The 17,635-nt window shown below is 65.3% G+C and carries 15 protein-coding genes and 1 tRNA gene; 9 read left to right on the top strand and 7 right to left on the bottom strand.

What is annotated here, in order from left to right; translation table 11 throughout:
* Nucleotides 1-192: 192 nt before the first annotated feature.
* Both FLL57_RS21730 and FLL57_RS21735 read right to left on the bottom strand, forming a co-directional pair.
* On the bottom strand, nucleotides 193-2,505 hold the full coding sequence (locus FLL57_RS21730) for an FdhF/YdeP family oxidoreductase (RefSeq protein WP_142883987.1): 2,313 nt from the start codon (nucleotides 2,503-2,505) through the stop codon (nucleotides 193-195).
* A 106-nt stretch (nucleotides 2,506-2,611) separates the two neighbouring features.
* Nucleotides 2,612-3,550 carry a 1-phosphofructokinase gene (locus FLL57_RS21735; protein ID WP_013500060.1) on the bottom strand — a complete coding sequence of 313 codons (939 nt, stop codon included), beginning with the start codon at nucleotides 3,548-3,550 and terminating at the stop codon, nucleotides 2,612-2,614.
* Nucleotides 3,551-3,791: 241 nt separating this feature from the next.
* Here FLL57_RS21735 and FLL57_RS21740 point away from each other — a divergent pair, with 241 nt between their 5' ends.
* A complete protein-coding gene (locus FLL57_RS21740) occupies nucleotides 3,792-5,072 on the top strand; it encodes an alpha-glucosidase/alpha-galactosidase (RefSeq protein WP_142883988.1) in 1,281 nt (426 codons plus the stop codon).
* 284 nt (nucleotides 5,073-5,356) lie between these two features.
* Here the strand turns inward: FLL57_RS21740 and FLL57_RS21745 are convergent, their stop codons facing one another.
* Complete coding sequence (locus tag FLL57_RS21745; RefSeq protein WP_142883989.1) at nucleotides 5,357-6,181, bottom strand: universal stress protein; 825 nt, start codon at nucleotides 6,179-6,181, stop codon at nucleotides 5,357-5,359.
* Nucleotides 6,182-6,331: 150 nt separating this feature from the next.
* Nucleotides 6,332-7,057, bottom strand: a complete 726-nt coding sequence (locus tag FLL57_RS21750) for a protein-L-isoaspartate(D-aspartate) O-methyltransferase (RefSeq protein ID WP_142883990.1) — start codon at nucleotides 7,055-7,057, stop codon at nucleotides 6,332-6,334.
* A 181-nt stretch (nucleotides 7,058-7,238) separates the two neighbouring features.
* Here FLL57_RS21750 and FLL57_RS21755 point away from each other — a divergent pair, with 181 nt between their 5' ends.
* The 3 genes from FLL57_RS21755 to trxC all read left to right on the top strand — a co-directional run bounded on the left by FLL57_RS21755 (nucleotide 7,239) and on the right by trxC (nucleotide 9,094).
* Nucleotides 7,239-7,460, top strand: coding sequence for a ChaB family protein (locus FLL57_RS21755; RefSeq protein WP_047308573.1), 222 nt, complete (start codon nucleotides 7,239-7,241; stop codon nucleotides 7,458-7,460).
* 76 nt (nucleotides 7,461-7,536) lie between these two features.
* Nucleotides 7,537-8,520, top strand: coding sequence for a zinc-dependent alcohol dehydrogenase family protein (locus FLL57_RS21760; protein ID WP_142883991.1), 984 nt, complete (start codon nucleotides 7,537-7,539; stop codon nucleotides 8,518-8,520).
* Nucleotides 8,521-8,656: 136 nt separating this feature from the next.
* The gene (trxC, locus tag FLL57_RS21765) at nucleotides 8,657-9,094 is read left to right on the top strand and encodes a thioredoxin TrxC (protein ID WP_142883992.1); all 438 of its coding nucleotides are present in this window, start codon (nucleotides 8,657-8,659) and stop codon (nucleotides 9,092-9,094) included.
* Here the strand turns inward: trxC and FLL57_RS21770 are convergent, their stop codons facing one another.
* Complete coding sequence (locus tag FLL57_RS21770; RefSeq protein ID WP_013500053.1) at nucleotides 9,095-9,580, bottom strand: Lrp/AsnC family transcriptional regulator; 486 nt, start codon at nucleotides 9,578-9,580, stop codon at nucleotides 9,095-9,097.
* A gap of 108 nt (nucleotides 9,581-9,688) precedes the next feature.
* On the opposite strand from FLL57_RS21770, the gene megL reads away from it, so the two are divergent.
* The 3 genes from megL to FLL57_RS23575 all read left to right on the top strand — a co-directional run bounded on the left by megL (nucleotide 9,689) and on the right by FLL57_RS23575 (nucleotide 14,786).
* On the top strand, nucleotides 9,689-10,873 hold the full coding sequence (gene megL, locus FLL57_RS21775) for a methionine gamma-lyase (protein WP_013500052.1): 1,185 nt from the start codon (nucleotides 9,689-9,691) through the stop codon (nucleotides 10,871-10,873).
* A gap of 313 nt (nucleotides 10,874-11,186) precedes the next feature.
* Nucleotides 11,187-13,631: a sensor domain-containing protein gene (locus FLL57_RS21780; RefSeq protein ID WP_235677179.1), complete on the top strand. Its 2,445-nt coding sequence runs from the start codon at nucleotides 11,187-11,189 to the stop codon at nucleotides 13,629-13,631.
* A gap of 204 nt (nucleotides 13,632-13,835) precedes the next feature.
* Nucleotides 13,836-14,786, top strand: a complete 951-nt coding sequence (locus FLL57_RS23575) for a lysozyme inhibitor LprI family protein (protein WP_142883994.1) — start codon at nucleotides 13,836-13,838, stop codon at nucleotides 14,784-14,786.
* A gap of 49 nt (nucleotides 14,787-14,835) precedes the next feature.
* On the opposite strand, the gene FLL57_RS21790 is transcribed toward FLL57_RS23575, so the two are convergent.
* Nucleotides 14,836-14,910: transfer RNA gene (locus tag FLL57_RS21790), tRNA-Glu, on the bottom strand.
* 214 nt (nucleotides 14,911-15,124) lie between these two features.
* The gene (locus FLL57_RS21795; RefSeq protein WP_142883995.1) at nucleotides 15,125-15,460 is read right to left on the bottom strand and encodes a hypothetical protein; all 336 of its coding nucleotides are present in this window, start codon (nucleotides 15,458-15,460) and stop codon (nucleotides 15,125-15,127) included.
* A gap of 38 nt (nucleotides 15,461-15,498) precedes the next feature.
* Here FLL57_RS21795 and FLL57_RS21800 point away from each other — a divergent pair, with 38 nt between their 5' ends.
* Both FLL57_RS21800 and rpoH read left to right on the top strand, forming a co-directional pair.
* Nucleotides 15,499-16,503 carry an RluA family pseudouridine synthase gene (locus FLL57_RS21800; protein WP_235677180.1) on the top strand — a complete coding sequence of 335 codons (1,005 nt, stop codon included), beginning with the start codon at nucleotides 15,499-15,501 and terminating at the stop codon, nucleotides 16,501-16,503.
* Nucleotides 16,504-16,724: 221 nt separating this feature from the next.
* A complete protein-coding gene (gene rpoH / locus FLL57_RS21805) occupies nucleotides 16,725-17,624 on the top strand; it encodes an RNA polymerase sigma factor RpoH (RefSeq protein ID WP_013500041.1) in 900 nt (299 codons plus the stop codon).
* Nucleotides 17,625-17,635 lie beyond the last annotated feature (11 nt).

Consider the following 17,635-nt stretch of genomic DNA (forward strand, 5'->3'; position numbering starts at 1 on the left):
TGTCGCAGCGCCACATAGTGGCCGACGCGTGCAAGGCTTGCAATGCCACCCCGCCGTGCGAAGACGCAACCCGATCATTCGATCGCAGCAATCCGCGAGCCGGCAGGATGACGCGCGTGCGACGACGCACCTGCCGCGGCTTAATCGAACGGCGTGAACAGGCGATGACGTGGATCAAGCCGGAATGCCGCCTCAGATCCTGATCCGCACCGGCACCGATTTCGCCGCCGGAGTCTTTGACGGACCGTCATGGTGCCACACCGGGATCAGCGGGTTCATCTCCGGATAATAGGCCCCTAAGCAGCCGTCAGGCAGCTTGAACGGCGTCACGACAAGCGGCCCGGCCTCGCGATGCACGCCATCGCCGGCGTCACCTTCGAGCCAAACCGTCTGGCCTTCGGTCAGACCGGCCCTCGCCATCTCGTCCGGGTTGATCAACAGCACGTCACGGCGACCCTCGATGCCGCGCAGCCGGTCGCTCATGCCGTAGACCGTGGTGTTGAACTGGTCGTTGGAGCGCATCGTGATCAGCCGGTAGCGGCCGGGCGCATCGTCGAAGCCGATCGAATTCAGCCGGTCCGGCGTGGTAAACTCCGCCTTGCCGCTCTCGGTCTTCCAGATCCGCTCGCGCGCCGCGTTGCCCTTGTAGAAACCGCCGGGCGTGAACATCCGCGCGTTGAAGTCGCCGAACATCTCCGGGTAGCTCTCCTCGATCAGGTCGCGGACGAGGCCATAGTCGCCGACCCAGTCGTCCCATTTCAGCTTCGGGTTGCCCGGCAGCGTCGCCTTGGCGATGCCGGCGACGATCGCAAGCTCCGACTTGAGATGTTCGCTCGCGGGCTTGCGCAGCCCGATCGAGCCCTGGATGTGGCTGAAGGTATCTTCCATCGTCACGGCCTGCGGGCCGTTGGCCTGGACGTCCTGTTCGGTGCGGCCGAGGCAGGGCAGCAGGTAGGCGGACTTGCCGTTGATGAGATGGCTGCGATTCAGCTTGGTGGCGATCTGCACGGTGAGCTGCATCCGCGTCCAGGCGGCTTCCATCGCGTCGCGCTCGGGGATGGCGCGGACGAAGTTGCCGCCGAGGCCGATGAACGCGCCGACCTTGCCCTCCAGAATGCCGTGGCAGGCTTCGACCGTGTTCATGCCCTTGTCGCGCGGCGGCGTGAAACCGAACTGCTCGGCCATCTTGTCCAGCGGCACCAGCTCAGGCTTTTCGGAAATGCCGACGGTGCGCTGGCCCTGCACGTTGGAATGACCGCGCACCGGCGAGATTCCGGTTCCGTCGCGGCCGATGTTGCCCTTCAGCAGCAGCAGATTGACGAACATCGCCACGTTGAGGAAGCCGTGGGCGTGCTGGGTCAGCCCCATGCCGTAGATGCCGATCACCCGATCGGCCTTCACATAGACGTCGCCGGCCGCTGCGATCGCCGCGCGGCTGAGACCGGACTCGCGCTCGATCTCCTCCCACGAGGTGGCGCGCACCTTGGTCTCGAATTCGTCGAGCCCATGGGTGTGCGCTTCGATGAAATCGACGTCGAGCACGCGGCGGCCCTCGCGCTTGGCCTCGTCGTCGCGCGCGAACACGTGCTTGCACAGCCCGATCAGCACCGCGACATCGCCACCGGCCTTGACCTGGTGATACTGGCTGCTGATGCGGGTCTCGCGTCCCGTCAGCATCTCGGCCGGATTCTGCGGATTGACGAAGCTTTCGAGGCCCTTTTCGCGCACCGGATTGAAGGTCACGATCTCGACGCCGCGCTTGGCCGCCTCCTGCAGCGGATGCAGAAAACGCGGGCTGTTCGAGCCGGTGTTCTGGCCGAAGAAGAACATCGCATCGCAGTTCGACAGATCGTCGAACACCACCGTGCCCACGCCGACGCCGAGCAGCTTTTTCAGCGCCACCGAGGTGGTCTCGTGGCACATGTTGGAGCTGTCGGGCAGGTTGTTGGTGCCGTACAGCCGCGCGAACAGCGCGTAGAGATACGACGTCTCGAGGCTGGCCCGGCCGGAGGCGTAGAACACCACCGATTTCGGATCGAGCGAGCGCAGATGCTCTCCGATCGCCTGAAACGCCTCGTCCCACTCGCACGCCACGTAGTGATCGGTCGCGGCGTCGTAGCGCATCGGGTGGGTGAGCCGGCCCTGCATTTCGAGGTCGTAGTCGGACCAGCCGCGCAGCTCGGTGACGCTGTGCTCGGCGAAAAACTCCGGCGTGCAGCGTGCGCTGGTCAGCTCCCACAGCGTCGCCTTGGCGCCGTTCTCGCAGAATTCGAAGGTATGATAGTCGGCAGGTTTGGCCCAGGAGCACGACACGCACATGAAGCCTTTCGGCTTGTTCTGGCGCATCAGGGTTTCGATCGCGGCCGGCGAACTCCACTCCTTGCCGAAGATCCGGCTGATCCCCTGCAGCGAGCCCCAGCCGCCGGCCGGGCCGTCATACGCAACCGTGCGGTCGGGGCGATCGGGGATGTCGGTGTCGTGAAGTCGGGACTCGTCTTGGGACATGCGAACTCCCTGGCAACGCGCCGCCAGCCCTAGCGCACGTCAACCAAGGGTTCCGCGAACAGTTCCTGTGCCGCGCGGCAAAACCCGCGCGGGGCCTCGCGCTTCGTCAGATCGGCTCGATGATCACCTGGGCGTAAAGCCGCTCGACCTCATCCGGGCCGCACAATTGCGTGCCGTGGACCGTCAGAGTGGCCGAGCCTGCCGCAAGGCCGAGCCGGAACGCATCCGCAATCGAGCCGCCTTGGGCCAGCCGATACGCAATCGCGCCGAGGAAACTGTCACCGGCCCCGACCGTCGACACCGGGGTCACCGGCAGTGCCGGCGATCGCAGTGCCTGGTCCTTGGTGACCAGCAGCGCGCCGAGATGGCCGAGCGACAGTGCCACGATCTCGACCTGACCGGCGCTGATATGCGCCCGCGCGGCGTCGACCCATTCCTTCTCGCAGCCCAGCGGGCGGCCGGCGAGTTCCTGCATCTCGCGCAGGTTCGGCTTGATCAGCGTGACGCCCTGGGCAAGCGCCGCGGTCAGCGGCTTGCCGGACGTGTCGAGGAAGAATTTGGCGCCGAGCTGCTTCGCCACCGCGGCGGCCTGCGCGTAGAAATCGACCGGGACGCCCGGCGGCAGGCTGCCGCTGCCGATCACGATCTTCGGCGCCGGCGAGGTCGCCGCCAAGGTGTCGAGCATGCCGCGCCATTCGTGCTCGGCGAGCGGCAGGCCGGGCAGCACGAAGCGGTATTGTTCGCCGGTGGCGTTTTCGCTGACCGAGAAATCCTCGCGCGTCTCCGCCACCGCTTCGACGATGCGGCTCGGGACGCTCTCCTCGTCGAGCAGCAGCTTGAGCAGCTTGCCGGTGAAGCCGCCGGCCGGGAAGATCGCCTCGACGTCACCGCCGAACCGCCTCACCACCCGCGCGACGTTGATGCCGCCCCCGCCGGGATCGCGCTTTTGCGCGGCGCAGCGCAGCTTGCGGCTCGGCACCAGACGCTCGACCGACGTCGACAGGTCGATCGCAGGATTGGGCGTGAGGGTGACGATGTCGGCCATCGTGGGGCGCGCTCCGGTTTGATGCTGTGAGGAGTGCCGAAAGGCGGGGCGGGACATTGAGTTTGGCGTGGCGGTTTGCCGACGCCGTTGATCGGCGTCAAGACCGCCGCCGCACCGTTGCGGTTGACTGCGAGTCGGTCGCGTCGACCACCACCCCGCGCCGACGAAGCATCGTGCGTTGCGCCGGCCCTGATGCCCCCGTCGAACGCGTGCAACTCGCCTGCCGGTGGAGTCGATGCAGATGCCCAGGACCACCAAGATCGTCTTCCTCGGCGCTTCCAGTGCGTCGTTCGGTCTCAGCATGTTTCGTGACCTGTTCGCATCGCCGGTGCTGGCCGGTTCGACGCTGACGCTGGTCGGACGCAATCCCGCAACGCTCGGCCGAATGACGGAGCTGGCAAAACTCCTGAATGCGCGATCCGGCGCCGGACTGGTGATCGAACACACCACCGACCGCCGCGCCGCGCTGGATGGCGCCGGCTTCGTCATCAACGCCACTGCGATCGATCGCAACCGGCTCTGGAAGCAGGATTTCGAGGTGCCGAAGAAGCACGGCATCCGTCACACCCTCGGCGAGAACGGTGGCCCCGGCGGATTGTTCTTCACGCTGCGCACGCTGCCGCTGGTGTTCGACTTCATCCGCGACATCGAGGAGCTGTGCCCCAACGCGCTGTTCCTCAACTACTCCAATCCGGAGAGCCGGATCATTCTGGCGCTCGGCCGCTACACCAAGGTGCGCCACATCGGGCTGTGCCACGGCATCTTCATGGGCCGCGACGCGATCGCCTACATCATGCAGATGCCACGCGAAGAGATCGAAGTCTGGGGCGCCGGGCTCAATCACTTCCAGTGCCTGATGCAGATCCGCCATCGCGACACCGGCGAGGACCTGTATCCGCGGTTTCGCGCCGCCGAGCAGAGCTTCGATCCGGATGCCTGGCGGTTCACGCGGCGGCTGTATCGCGCCTTCGGCTACTGGCTGACCTGCAGCGACGATCATCTCGGCGAGTATCTGCCATACGGCTGGGAAGCCGGCGAGAACGGCTACGATTTCGACCAGGACGAACGCTGGCGCGGCGAATTTCTAAATCAGCTCGACGGCGTGCTGGGCGGCACCATGCCGATCCCGCAATGGTGGACCGAGCCGTCCGGCGAACGCGGCGCGGCGGTGATCGCCGCGATGCTGCACGACCAGAAGCGCTTCATCGAATCCGGCATCGTGCTCAATCGCGGCGTGATCCCCAACCTGCCGGCGGAGCTCGCCGTCGAAGTCCCGGTGACGGTGGACGCGGCCGGCGTGCACCCGGTGTCGCTCGGCCCGCTGCCCGACCCGATCGCCAAGCTGATGCTGATGCAGGCCAGCGTCCAGCAACTCGCCGTCGAAGCCGCAGTGCACGCGTCCAAAGAGCTGGCGCTGCAGGCGCTGCTGATCGACCCGGTGATCAACTCGGCAGTCGCGGCGGAGAAGATCCTCGACGAGCTGTGGGAGATCAATCGGCCCTACATTCGAAAGTGTGTGTAGGTTACTTCGCCACGCACACTCAGTGATTGCGAGGCGAGCAGCGACGGAGCGGTCCAAGCGGTCATTCCGGGGCGCGCAGCGAAGCTGCGCGAACCCGGAATCTCGACGTCGTGGAAACGGCCTGGTGCGCAACAATCTCGGGATTCCGGGTTCGCGCCACGCGCGCCCCGGAATGACGGTGACTTGAATGGCTTCGTCGCGGAGCCTGTGCTCGGACGGCGCGGAACGCGCCGATCCGAGTGCTCCTCGCAACGACGCGGAGAGCGAGGGCTCTTGTTTCAGTCTCAATGCGACATCAGCACCGGGACGGTCATCGAGGCCAGCATCTCGCGGGTGACGCCGCCGAGCACGAATTCGCGCAGGCGGGAGTGGCCGTAACCACCCATCACCAGAAGATCGGTGGAGGTGTCAGCGGCGTGCGACAGGATGGTGGCGGCGACGCCGATGTCCGGCGCCGTGATGGTCTTGATGTCGACCTTGACGTCGTGCCGCGCCAGATGATTGGCGATCTCGATGCCGCGCAGCTCGTTGGGGTCGCGTACCTTGTGGTCGCGCACGATCACCAGTTCGACCTGGCCGGCGCGGCGCAGGAACGGCTTGGCGTCGTTGATGGCGCGGGTCGCGGCGCGGCTGCCGTCCCAGCCGCAGATTACGCGGTCGAGCTTGATCGGGTTCTTCTGGATGTAGGGCAGGATCAGCAGCGGACGCCCCGAGTCGAACAGCACCTGCTCGATCAGGATGTCGTTGTCGCCGTTCTCCGCGTCGGACTGCATGATCACCGACAGATCGAACCGTCGCGCCATCTTCGGGAAACGTCCCGAGGTGCCGTAGGCGGTCTCGAGCAGATGATGCTCGGCGGACACGCCCTCGCGCTTGCACGCGGCTTCGAACTGCGCGACCGCCGCGGCCGCCGCTTCTTCGCTCGCCGCCAACATCTTGCTGAGCACATCGGACGGGAAGTCCGGCATGGTGAAGCTCGGCAGCGAATCATAGGCGAAGCAGCAGCCGGCCACATGGGCGTCGAACATCCGGGCGAGGCCGATCGCAATCTCGGTGATCTGCTGGCGCTCCTTGCTACGTTCAAGATTGACGATGAGATCCTTGATCATGTCGCGCTCCCCGGCTGCCTGTTGTTGGATTTGATTCGAACTGGTCGTGAGGGGGCCGTGACGATCGCCGACGGCCGATCTTCGAACTTTAGCACCGCCTTTGTTCCAGACCGATGAAGATCGGGCAATGCTGATCTTCCGCAGTGGTGGTCATCCGTTGTCGCGTGCCGTTTTGTCGGCGGGCTCGACCCGCTGCCAGCCTTCGGCGCCGAGCAGCGGCACGAAGCGGACGTCGCCGAGATGGTCGCGCTTGAAGTCGGCCTCGCCGAGCCGCGTCAGCCGTACCAGTTGCTGGGCGTGCTGATCGGCTCCGACCGGCATCACCAGACGGCCGCCGATCTTCAGTTGCGCCTTCAGTGAGTCCGGCACCTGCGGTCCGCCGGCTGCGACCACGATGGCGTCGTAGGGGGCGTCCGGCGGCCAGCCGCGGGTGCCGTCGCCCTGATGCACGTGGACATCAACGTAGCCGAGTTCGGCAAGCTTGGCCGCCGCAGTATCCGCCAGCGTGGCGATGCGCTCGACCGTGGCGACGTGTCCGGCGATCTCGCCCAGCACCGCAGCGGCGTAGCCGGAGCCGGTACCGATCTCGAGCACATTGTCGCCGCCCTGCAGCAGCAGCGCTTCCATCATCAGAGCCACGATGTAGGGCTGCGACATCGTCTGCTCGCCGGCGATCGGCACCGGAGCGTCTTCGTACGCCAGATCGCGCATCGGTTCGGGCAGGAAGGCTTCGCGCGGCACCTTGCGCATCGCGGCGAGCACCCGCGGATCATGCACGCCGCGCGCAACGATCTGGCGCTCGACCATCAGCTCGCGCAGCACCGCGAACGATCGCCCGTTCAGCGGCGGCGGGATTCCCGAAGCTGGAGACGTCATCGCCATCTCCTCTGCTTGCTCTTGGCCAAGCCTGACCGGCCGGGCTGCGGGCAGTCTAGGAGAGAGCAACGGCGGACCGATTGACCGGCGTCAACGTCATCCCACACGACGCGAGCTTGCCGCAATCGGGTGCGAGCGTGACATCGGTGGCGCCGCAGCAGCGCCGCGAGGGAGGGCGCGCGTGCCTTATGGATCCACCGACGATCTTCCGCCGGGGTTGCAGGTGCGGCTGCCGCTGCATGCGCAGGAGATCTACATCGCGGCCTTCAACAACGCCTTCGCCGAATACCAGGACCGCGGGCCGGACGAGCAGGAAGCCACCGCACATCGCGTCGCCTGGGCCGCGGTGAAGAAGCAATACCGCAAGCAGGGCGAAAACTGGGTGGCACGCGAGCGGAGCTGACCCCGCTCCGCTTTGATCGATCCCCGCAAGCGCAATATAACCGAACGCATCCGATCTCCGACCCGGGAGGCCCGTGATGGATGCGATGGTGCTGACGGCGCCGGGCACGCCGCTGCAATGGCAGCAGCGCGACACCCCGCACCCGGGCGACGGCGAAGTGCTGGTGACGGTGAGCGCCTGCGGCGTTTGCCGCACCGATCTGCACGTCGTCGACGGCGAACTGCCCAACATCCGCTATCCGATCATCCCGGGCCACGAGATCGTCGGCCGCGTCGCAGCGGTCGGCGCCGGCGTCACGACCCACCGGATCGGCGACCGCGTCGGCATTCCCTGGCTCGGTCACACCTGCGGGGTGTGCCGCTACTGCCTCAGCGGCATGGAAAACCTGTGCGACGCGCCGCTGTTCACCGGCTACACTCGCGACGGCGGCTTCGCGAGCCACGCCATCGCCGACGCGCGCTACGCATTTCCGCTCGGCGAACAGGGCGACGACGTCGCGATCGCGCCGCTGTTGTGCGCCGGGCTGATCGGCTGGCGCTCGCTGGTGATCGCCGGACCGGCGGAGCGGCTTGGCATCTACGGCTTCGGCGCCGCCGGGCACATCGTGGCACAGGTGGCGCGCTGGCAGGGTCGGCAGGTTTACGCCTTCACCCGCGGCGGCGATGTCGCCGCGCAGGATTTCGCCCGCAGCTTAGGGGCGGCATGGGCCGGCGCCTCGGAGGAATTACCACCGCAGCCGCTCGACGCCGCCCTCATCTACGCCCCGGTCGGCAGCTTGGTGCCGGCCGCATTGAAAGCGGTGCGCAAAGGCGGCCGCGTGGTCTGCGCCGGCATCCATATGAGCGACATCCCGAGCTTTCCGTACGATCTGCTGTGGGAGGAGCGCCAGCTCGTCTCGGTCGCCAATCTGACCCGGCAGGACGGTGTCGATTTTCTTGCCGTCGCAGCACGCGCCGGCATCAGGACCGAGACTCACGCCTTTCCGCTGCGTGAGGCCAACGCGGTTCTGACCAAGCTCCGCGCCGGCGAACTGCTCGGTGTGGCGGTGCTGGTGCCGTAGCGACGCCTCGCCCCTCATTGCGAGCGCAGCGAAGCAATCCAGCAGCCGCGCACGCCGAGCCGGATTGCTTCGTCGGCTTCGCCTCCTCGCAATGACGCAGACGACCACTACATCTGTCGGCGAGGAGGCTCCGATCATGTCCGATCATCTGGTGGTGTGTACGCATTGCGGCGGCGTCAACCGGCTGCCGGAGCAGCGCCCGGCGCTCGACGGCAAATGCGGCAAATGCGGCGCCAAACTGTTCGAAGGCCACCCGGCCGACGTCAGCGGCGAACTGTTCGACAAGCAGGTATCGCGCAGCAGCGTGCCGGTGCTGGTCGATGTCTGGGCGCCGTGGTGCGGCCCGTGCCGGGCGATGGCGCCGGCCTACGAGCAGGCGGCGCGCGAGCTGGAGCCGAACGTTCGCCTGATCAAGCTGAACTCCGACAACGAGCAGCAGATCGCCGCCCGGCTCGGCATCCAGGGCATCCCGACCATGATCCTGTTCGAGAACGGCCGCGAGCGTGCCCGCACCTCGGGTGCGATGCCGGCACAGCAGATCGTGCGCTGGGTGCGGCAGCATCTGCCGGCGTGATCAGACCGCCGGCAGCGGCAGCGGGCCGCTGAGCTTGTAGCTGCGCATCGCAAACGAGGTGCGGATGTCACGCACCGTCGGCAGCGCCAGGAGGCCGCGCAGCACGGTGGCCTCGTAGCTGGCGATATCCGGCACCACCACTTCGAGCAGGAAGTCGCTGTCGCCGGACACCAGATGGCAGGCGATCACCTCCGGCATGGTCTGCACCGCCGCAATAAAGCTCTCGGCATTGTCGCGGGAATGCCGCTCGACCCGAATGAAGGCGAACGCCGTGACCGCCAGCCCGACCGCGGCACGGTCGACCAGCGCGCGGTAGCTCGCCAGCACGCCGGCCTGCTCCAGCAGCTTGACCCGCCGCGAACACGGCGACGGCGACAGCCCGACCCTCTCGGCCAGCACGATGTTGGGAATCCGGGCGTCGGCCTGCAGCTCGGCGAGGATCTTGAGGTCGATCGCGTCCAAGGCAATCTTGGCAGAATTCTGCATATGTTGCGCAGCAAAGTGATGAAGATTGCCAATTGCTACGCCTGAAGTGGCATGATTGGCAAGTTCGACGGCGGGTTTCGGGCCATACTGCGCGCAAAGGAGCCCGCCATGACCGAACCCACGCGCCCGCCCGGCTTTGCCACCACCGCGATCCACCACGGCTACGACCCGCTCGCGCATCACGGCGCACTGAACCCGCCGTTGTTCCTCACCTCGACCTACGCCTTCGCCAGCGCTGCCGAGGGTGCCGCACGGTTCGCCGGCGAGGCCGAAGGTTTTGTGTATTCGCGGGTCGGCAATCCGACCGTGGCGGTGCTGGAAAGCCGGCTGGCGGCGCTGGAGGGCGGCGAGGCCGCGCTCGCCACGTCGTCTGGCGTCGGCGCCCTGACGGCGCTGATCTGGACGCTGCTGCAGGCCGGCGACCATATCGTCGCCGACCAGATGCTGTATGGCTGCACCTTCGGGCTGTTCGAGCATCACCTGCCGCGGTTCGGCATTCAGGTGACGTTCGCGGACCTGACCGAGCCCGCCAACCTGCAGGCCGCGCTCGCGCCCAACACCCGGCTGGTGTTCACCGAGACTCCGACCAATCCGAACATGCGGCTGGTCGACATCGCCGCCTGCGCGGAGATCTGCCGGCGCGCCGGAATCCGCCTGGTCGTCGACAACACCTATTGCACGCCGTATCTGCAACGCCCGCTCGACCTCGGCGCCGATCTGGTCACCCATTCGGCGACCAAATATCTCGGTGGCCACGGCGATCTGCTGGCCGGCGCGGTGGTGGGGCAGAAGGAGATCATCGATCAGCTCCGCTTTGTCGGCATCAAGGAGCTGAACGGCGCCTGCATCTCGGCGTTCGACGCCTTCCTGATCCTGCGCGGCTTGAAGACTCTGAACCTCCGCATGGACCGCCACAGCGCCACCGCCGCAAAGCTCGCGCACGACCTCGAGGCGCATCCCGCCGTCACCGCGGTGTACTACCCCGGCCTCGACAGTCATCCGCAGCGCAAGCTCGCGCAGCAGCAGATGCGCCAGCCCGGCGGCATGATCGCGCTGGAACTCACAGGTGGATTAGCAGCCGGCCGCAGCTTCATGGACAAGGTGAAGCTCGCGACCCGCGCGGTGAGTCTCGGCGACGCCGAGACGCTGATTCAGCATCCCGCCAGCATGACGCATGCGACCTACGATCCAGCCGAACGCGCCCGGCACGGATTCACCGACGGGCTGATCCGAATCTCGGTGGGGCTGGAGGACTACGAGGATCTGCGGGAGGATTTGCTGGGGGCTTTGTGAAGTACGCGACCCAGGGCGATCCGGCCAAGCACACTCGAACGTGGCGAAATCGGAGGCGGCATTCTGATTTCGTCAGGACGCGGCCCCATCCGGTTTCGGTTCAGGTTCACGCAAATTATACCACGATCCAGCGCGCTCCGATCCCGTGGAAACTTGCCGCTCTGCTACCCAACCGCTTCATGTTACCATTTTACGTGGTGTGGATTGGTGTTTGGTGGGGAAGATGGCCGTTCGTGGAGCGTCATTGCGGCAGCCATACCCACGAGAACCGCGGGGGTGGCATCAGGAGTGGTCGCTGCGCCGGGCGATGCGGATGGCTCGCGTCGCGTATTGGGAGTCGCACAGCGCCGCCGAGACCGACTTCTGGATGTCGCCCGAATTCGCCTCCCTCTACGACTTCCAAACGCCCGATGGGTCCGTTCCGATTGCGGCGATGCGTGAACGTGACCTGACCGAAAGCCGCGATGTTCTGCAGGCCCATTACGCCGCATGCTGGGCAGAGGGGCGGCCCTTTGCGGTGGAGACGAAACTTCCGAAGCCTGATGGCAGTCCGCTTGATTGCGTGGTGCACGGCGAACCGGAATTCGATTCGAACGGGCAGGTCCAGCGGGTGTTCGGCGTGGTCCGGGACGTCACGCCGGAAACGTCTGCTCTCCGGCAACTCGCCGAGAGCGAACAGCGTCTGGCGGATTTCGTCAGCACCGCTTCGGACTGGTGTTGGGAAAGCGGGCCCGACCACCGGCTGCTTCCTTATCCGAAATCAGTCGATGGCAATGCAGCCCTGCAATCCGTCGCGTCCGGCGGAAGGGCGCGATGGGAGCTGTCTTACGCACCCGAAGAAGAAGACTCCATGGCCTCGCACAGGGCGGACATGGAAGCTCATCGCCCTTTCCGTGACTTTGTCTACACATCGATTGGAAACGATGGATCGCGTGTCAGTATCTGCACCAGCGGCAAGCCGATCTTTGCCGATGACGGGAGATTCCTCGGCTATCGCGGCACCGCGAGCGATATCACCCAGCTCGAGGCTGCTCGAACCTTGCTCGACCAGCGTACGGGGGCTCTGGAAGAGGCTCATCGGCTCGGCAAGATTGGGACCTGGTATCATCGGCTGGACACCGGCCGAACCGTCTGGTCGCCCGAGCTCTATCAACTGCTCGGCTTGGAGCCTGATGCGTTCGAGCCGACCTACGACGGCACGAAGGCTTACTTTCTGGACGACGATGCCGAACGGTTACTGAAGATCCAGAAGCGGGTTCTGCGCAGCAGCAAGACCGAAGCCACGGACATCCGTGTCCTGCACACCGACGGCGCGCCGCGCGATCTGGCGATCATCTGCAAGGCCGAGACCTCCAACGGCAAGATCACCGGCCTGATCGGCACCGCTCAAGACGTCACAGAGCGCAAGGAGGCCGAGCGGCGGCTGGAGCAGCTCGCTTATACCGATCCTCTGACCGGACTCGCCAATCGGGCGCTGTTCAAGCGCCAACTCGTGGATCTGTTCGAGAAGCCCATTTCGGAAAGCGAACAGAACGCGCTGCTGCTGATAGACCTCGACCGATTCAAGGAGGTCAACGATTCCCTCGGCCATTCCACCGGCGACGCCTTGCTGATTCATGTGGCGGGCGTGTTGCGGCAGGAGCTGGATCCGCAAGCCTTCATCGCCCGGATCGGCGGCGACGAATTCGCGGTACTGACCAACAGTCCAACGACGTCTGCCGAAGCAACGACCGCCCTTGCCGATCGGTTGATCGCGAAACTGTCGATCCCGGTCGAGCTTGCCGAAGGCGAAGCCTGCATCGGCGCCACCATCGGCATCGCCATCTTGCCGGAGCACGGCGCAACCGCCGAGAAGGCCTCGCGCAACGCGGACCTTGCGCTCTACATGGCCAAAGAAGCCGGACGCGGCCGGGCGCTGCTGTTCGAACCGATCTACGCCGAGGCGGTCGACCAGCGGCTCGACCTCGGCCGGCGCCTGCGCCACGCCGTCGACAGCGGCGGCCTCGAAACGCATTACCAGCCCCAGATCGATCTGAAGACCGGCCGGGTCATCGGTTTCGAAGCGCTGCTGCGGTGGAGCCATCCCGAGCGCGGACCGATTTCACCGGCGGAGTTCATTCCGATCGCCGAAACCACCGGTCTGATCGTCGATCTCGGCCATTGGGTGCTGCGCGATGCCTGCAAGCAGATGCGCGGCTGGCTCGACGCCGGACTGCCGGCCAGGACCATTTCGGTGAACGTGTCGCCGGCGCAGATCTGGAACGGCGATTTCGAGAAGGTGGTGGCCACGGTGCTGGGCGACACCGGCCTGCCGCCCGAGCTGCTGTGCCTGGAGCTGACCGAAAACCTGTTCGTCGATCATACCAAGCAGAAAGTCAGCACCACGCTCGCGGCGCTGTCGAAGCTCGGCATCCAGCTCGCGCTCGATGATTTCGGCTCCGGCTATTCGTCGCTCGGCTATCTGACGCGCCTGCCGTTCAATCGCCTGAAGATCGACCGCACCTTCGTCGACGGCATCGCGACCGTGCCCGAAAAGCGCAAACTGCTCGGCGGCATCATCGCGCTGGCGCACGGCCTCGGCATGAGCGTGGTGGCTGAAGGCGCCGAACTCGCCGCCGAAGTCGACCTGCTCACCGCGTTCGACTGCGATTTCGTGCAGGGCTACGTGTTTTCACGGCCGGTCGCGGCGGGTGAGGCGGTGGTGGTGGCGGAGGGGATCGAGCGGGAGGCTGAGCTGATGATGGCGAGGCGCGCTTAGTTCGCGGCTATATATGCGTCGAACATCGAGAACGAATTGCCGCACCGCTCGTCAGACGCGCGGTGGCAACGAGATTCTCATACGCCCCCGTACGAGTATAACCCTGCTGATTCAAAGCATGGCTCCTGGGGAGATTGAACGAAATATAGTAGACACGGCGTTTCGACGAATGCAGCCCGCTCAGAACATTTTTGAGAGCTCCGAATGATGACGAAGCGCAGCATTGTGGATGAAATACTGGATTTGAAAAAGCGGCAAGGGAAGTCGAAGCTTGGCGCAGACTTGGGGTGGAAGGTCGACAACCTCATTAAAAGCTGGACATGTGGAGCCCAAACCCAAGAGCTGGCTGATTTCATCCCGATCAGACTAGCTACTATTCTGGAAGTTTACATTCGCGAGACTGTTCGAGATCTAATCGACTCCGATCCAAAATATCTGGATCGGGCGGAGTCTCTTACGCGAGGCACAAAACTAGACTTCGTGATGTTCAAGAGCTTGCAGGGCCGCCGCGTATCCGTGGGCGATATCGTTTCCCATTCCATCCCGATCTCAAGCTTGGATCACATCCTTTCCATTTGTGATTCGCTATGCCCGAAATTCAGGGAGAAATTGCCTCATTCGCGTGAACTTTGGATCGAGGATCACGAACTATCCTGCCTCCCGCCGCCAATACTTGGCAATGCCGAGCTTGTACTCAAGGCCATCAAACGCATCTTCGAAGTGCGCCACATTTTAGTTCACGAGATGGCCCAAGAGCGCCCTTATTCGATTGAAGAAATTCCCGAGTTTCTCACAGCGACTAAGGATTTCATCTCCGCAACTGATTGGATATTTGTCGGCGAAACCACAGGTCCCGTTCCACGAAGTCAGATGACGATGAATATCACCGCCGGCGAAAGGCTTGAACTAGCGATGCGAGAACTGGAGGAGCTGCTAGCGTCAATACGCCCGATGGAACAGAGCGACGCTTCTAAGTTTGACGCGGCTCAGAAAGCTTGGGAGGTTTTTGCTGACGCCGACGCGAGCTTTCATGCCGCTGAAGTAGAAGGCGGCTCGATGTATCCTATGGTTTGGGCAATGCAGAAAGAAGAGAGAGTTCGAGAACGAACCGCTGCCCTACGTAGGTGGCTGGACAATGAGAGATCCAGCCTATGATTCAATTCGCCCCTCGACGAACAAGTCGGCAAAAATACGTCAATCAAAATGGCGCTCCCTAGGGGAATCGAACCCCTGTTTCAGCCTTGAGAGGGCCGCGTCCTAACCGCTAGACGAAGGGAGCGTGAGGGCCGAACCAATAGCCGCGAAACCGCGCCGCCGCAAGATCGGGGGCGGGCAATTTCTGGCGTCATGCCCGGCCTTGTGCCGGGCATCCATGTCTGCGGCGGTGCGGGTGGGCGTGGATGGCCGGGTCAAGCCCGGCCATGACGGCTTTGATGGGGCAGCGGTCGGCTCACCAATCGAACGGTGCCCGAACGACGCCCCCCCCCCGCCGCCTACGGCTCGCTCGCGAAGGTCAGGCGGCCGGTGGGTTTCAGGGTTTTGGCCTCGAAGGTGCGCAGTTCGGTGGCGCCGCCGATGTCGAGGGTGACGACCACATAGTCGCCGGCCGAGGCGGTGGAGACCACGCGGGCGCCCTTCGGCAGCCGCAGGGTGTGCTCGGTGGCGGCCGGCGCGCTTCCCTCGGCGCGGAAAAGCTTATAGCCGATGGCGATCAACACCGCGGCGACCGCCAGCGTGGTGGTCAGGCCCGCGATCAGCATCATCCGCCGCACCCGCGCAAACAGCGCGGCCTGCTCGGGGGTGGGTTCGGGCGTGGCGGTGTCGGTCATGCAGGGCTCTTGGCAAGGCGTTTTGGGAAGGCTCGAAATTGAACGATTCGGCGCAGACTCTGGTGGAAGTGACGGTCGCCGGCGACGAGGGCTCGGCGCGGCTCGACCGCGTGCTGGCGGCGCGCTGCCCCGAGCTGTCGCGGTCGCGGCTGAAAGCGCTGATCCTCGACGGCCGGGTGGCGATCGCCGGCAACCCGGTCCGCGACCCCGCTTATCACGCCTCCCCGGGCGAGACGATCACAATCGACGTGCCGCCGCCGGCGCCGGCGGAGCCGGCCGGCGAGGCGATCGCGCTCGACATCGCCTACGAGGACGCCGACATCATCGTGCTGAACAAGCCGCGCGGGCTGGTGGTGCACCCGGCCGCGGGGCACGAGACCGGAACCCTGGTCAACGCCCTGATCGCGCATTGCGGGGCGTCGCTGTCCGGGATCGGCGGGGTGCGGCGGCCCGGGATCGTGCACCGGCTCGACAAGGACACCACCGGGCTGATGGTGGTGGCAAAGAATGATCGGGCGCATCAATCCTTGAGCGCGCAATTCGCCGATCACGGCCGCACCGGGGAACTGCGCCGCGGCTATTTCGCCTTCGTCTGGGGGGGGCCGGGCCGCAAATACGGCACCATCGACGCCCCGATCGACCGCCACCCGCACGCGCGCGAGAAAATGGCGGTGCGCCAGGGCGGCCGCGAGGCGATCACCCATTGGGAGGTATTGGAGAGCTTTGCCGGCAAGGACGGCAAGCCGGTCGCGGCGCTGATCGCCTGCCAGCTCGAGACCGGACGAACCCACCAGATCCGGGTCCACCTCGCCCATATCGGCCACCCCCTGCTGGGCGACGACGTCTATGGGCCGCACTTCAAGACCAAGGCGAACCAGCTCGCCCCGGCGCCGCGCGCCGCACTGGCGGAGCTTGGGCGGCAGGCGCTGCACGCCTATCTGCTGACACTGGAGCACCCCTCGACCGGCGAAATCCTGACCTGGGAATCGCCCCTGCCGGCCGATCTGGCCCATCTTCAGGCTGCGCTGATCGCGACGGAATGACGCGGCGAAGTCAGAAAACGTAAATCATTTCACCGAGTTGTTGCGGCGTAACAACGACGTGACAAGACCGTAACTAAACTTGCGCGACCAACGTATTGTATATTGCAGGTGCGTTGGGATGGCCCGACGCGGAACATCGCAGGCCGGTCGGCTTTGACACAGCGATCCGCCTGCCTGGCCGCCCGCTATCGGGGGCCTGAAACCCAATTGGAGGGCGCTGAATGGCCCGTGCTGCTACGCTCCCGGTCCTTAACGGGGAATCCGGTCTCGCTCGTTACCTTGCGGAAATCCGCAAGTTTCCGATGCTCGAGCCCGAGCAAGAGTACATGCTCGCCAAGCGCTGGCGCGAACATGGTGATCGCGACGCCGCGCATCAACTCGTCACCAGCCACCTTCGCCTCGTCGCCAAGATCGCGATGGGCTACCGCGGCTACGGCCTGCCGATCTCCGAGGTCGTCTCGGAAGGCAATGTCGGCCTGATGCAGGCGGTGAAACGGTTCGAGCCCGAGAAGGGCTTCCGCCTCGCCACCTACGCGATGTGGTGGATCAAGGCGTCGATTCAAGAGTACATCCTGCGTTCGTGGTCGCTCGTGAAGATGGGCACCACCGCGAACCAGAAGAAGTTGTTCTTCAACCTGCGCAAGGCGAAGAGCAAGATCTCGGCGCTCGACGAAGGCGATCTGCATCCCGATCACGTCAAGCTGATCGCCAGCCGGCTCGGCGTCACCGAGCAGGACGTCGTCGACATGAACCGCCGCCTCGGCGGCGACGCCTCGCTCAACGCGCCGATCCGCGACGACGGCGAGCCGGGCGAATGGCAGGACTGGCTGGTCGATCAATCGCCGAGCCAGGAAGCGGTGCTTGCCGAGCACGAAGAGCTCGACCAGCGCCGGGCCGCGCTCAACGGCGCGATCCAGGTGCTCAACCCGCGCGAACGGCGGATCTTCGAGGCCCGCCGCCTCGCCGACGAGCCGATGACGCTGGAAGACCTCGCCGCCGAGTTCGGCGTGTCGCGCGAGCGGGTGCGCCAGATCGAAGTGCGGGCGTTCGAGAAGGTGCAGAGCGCCGTCAAGGGCACCATCGCGCGCCAGGAACAGGCGGCGCTGGAAGCCGCGCACTGAGCGCCAAGCGC

Origin of the sequence: Rhodopseudomonas palustris (genome assembly GCF_007005445.1) — a bacterium.
GTDB classification, from domain to species: domain Bacteria; phylum Pseudomonadota; class Alphaproteobacteria; order Rhizobiales; family Xanthobacteraceae; genus Rhodopseudomonas; species Rhodopseudomonas palustris_G.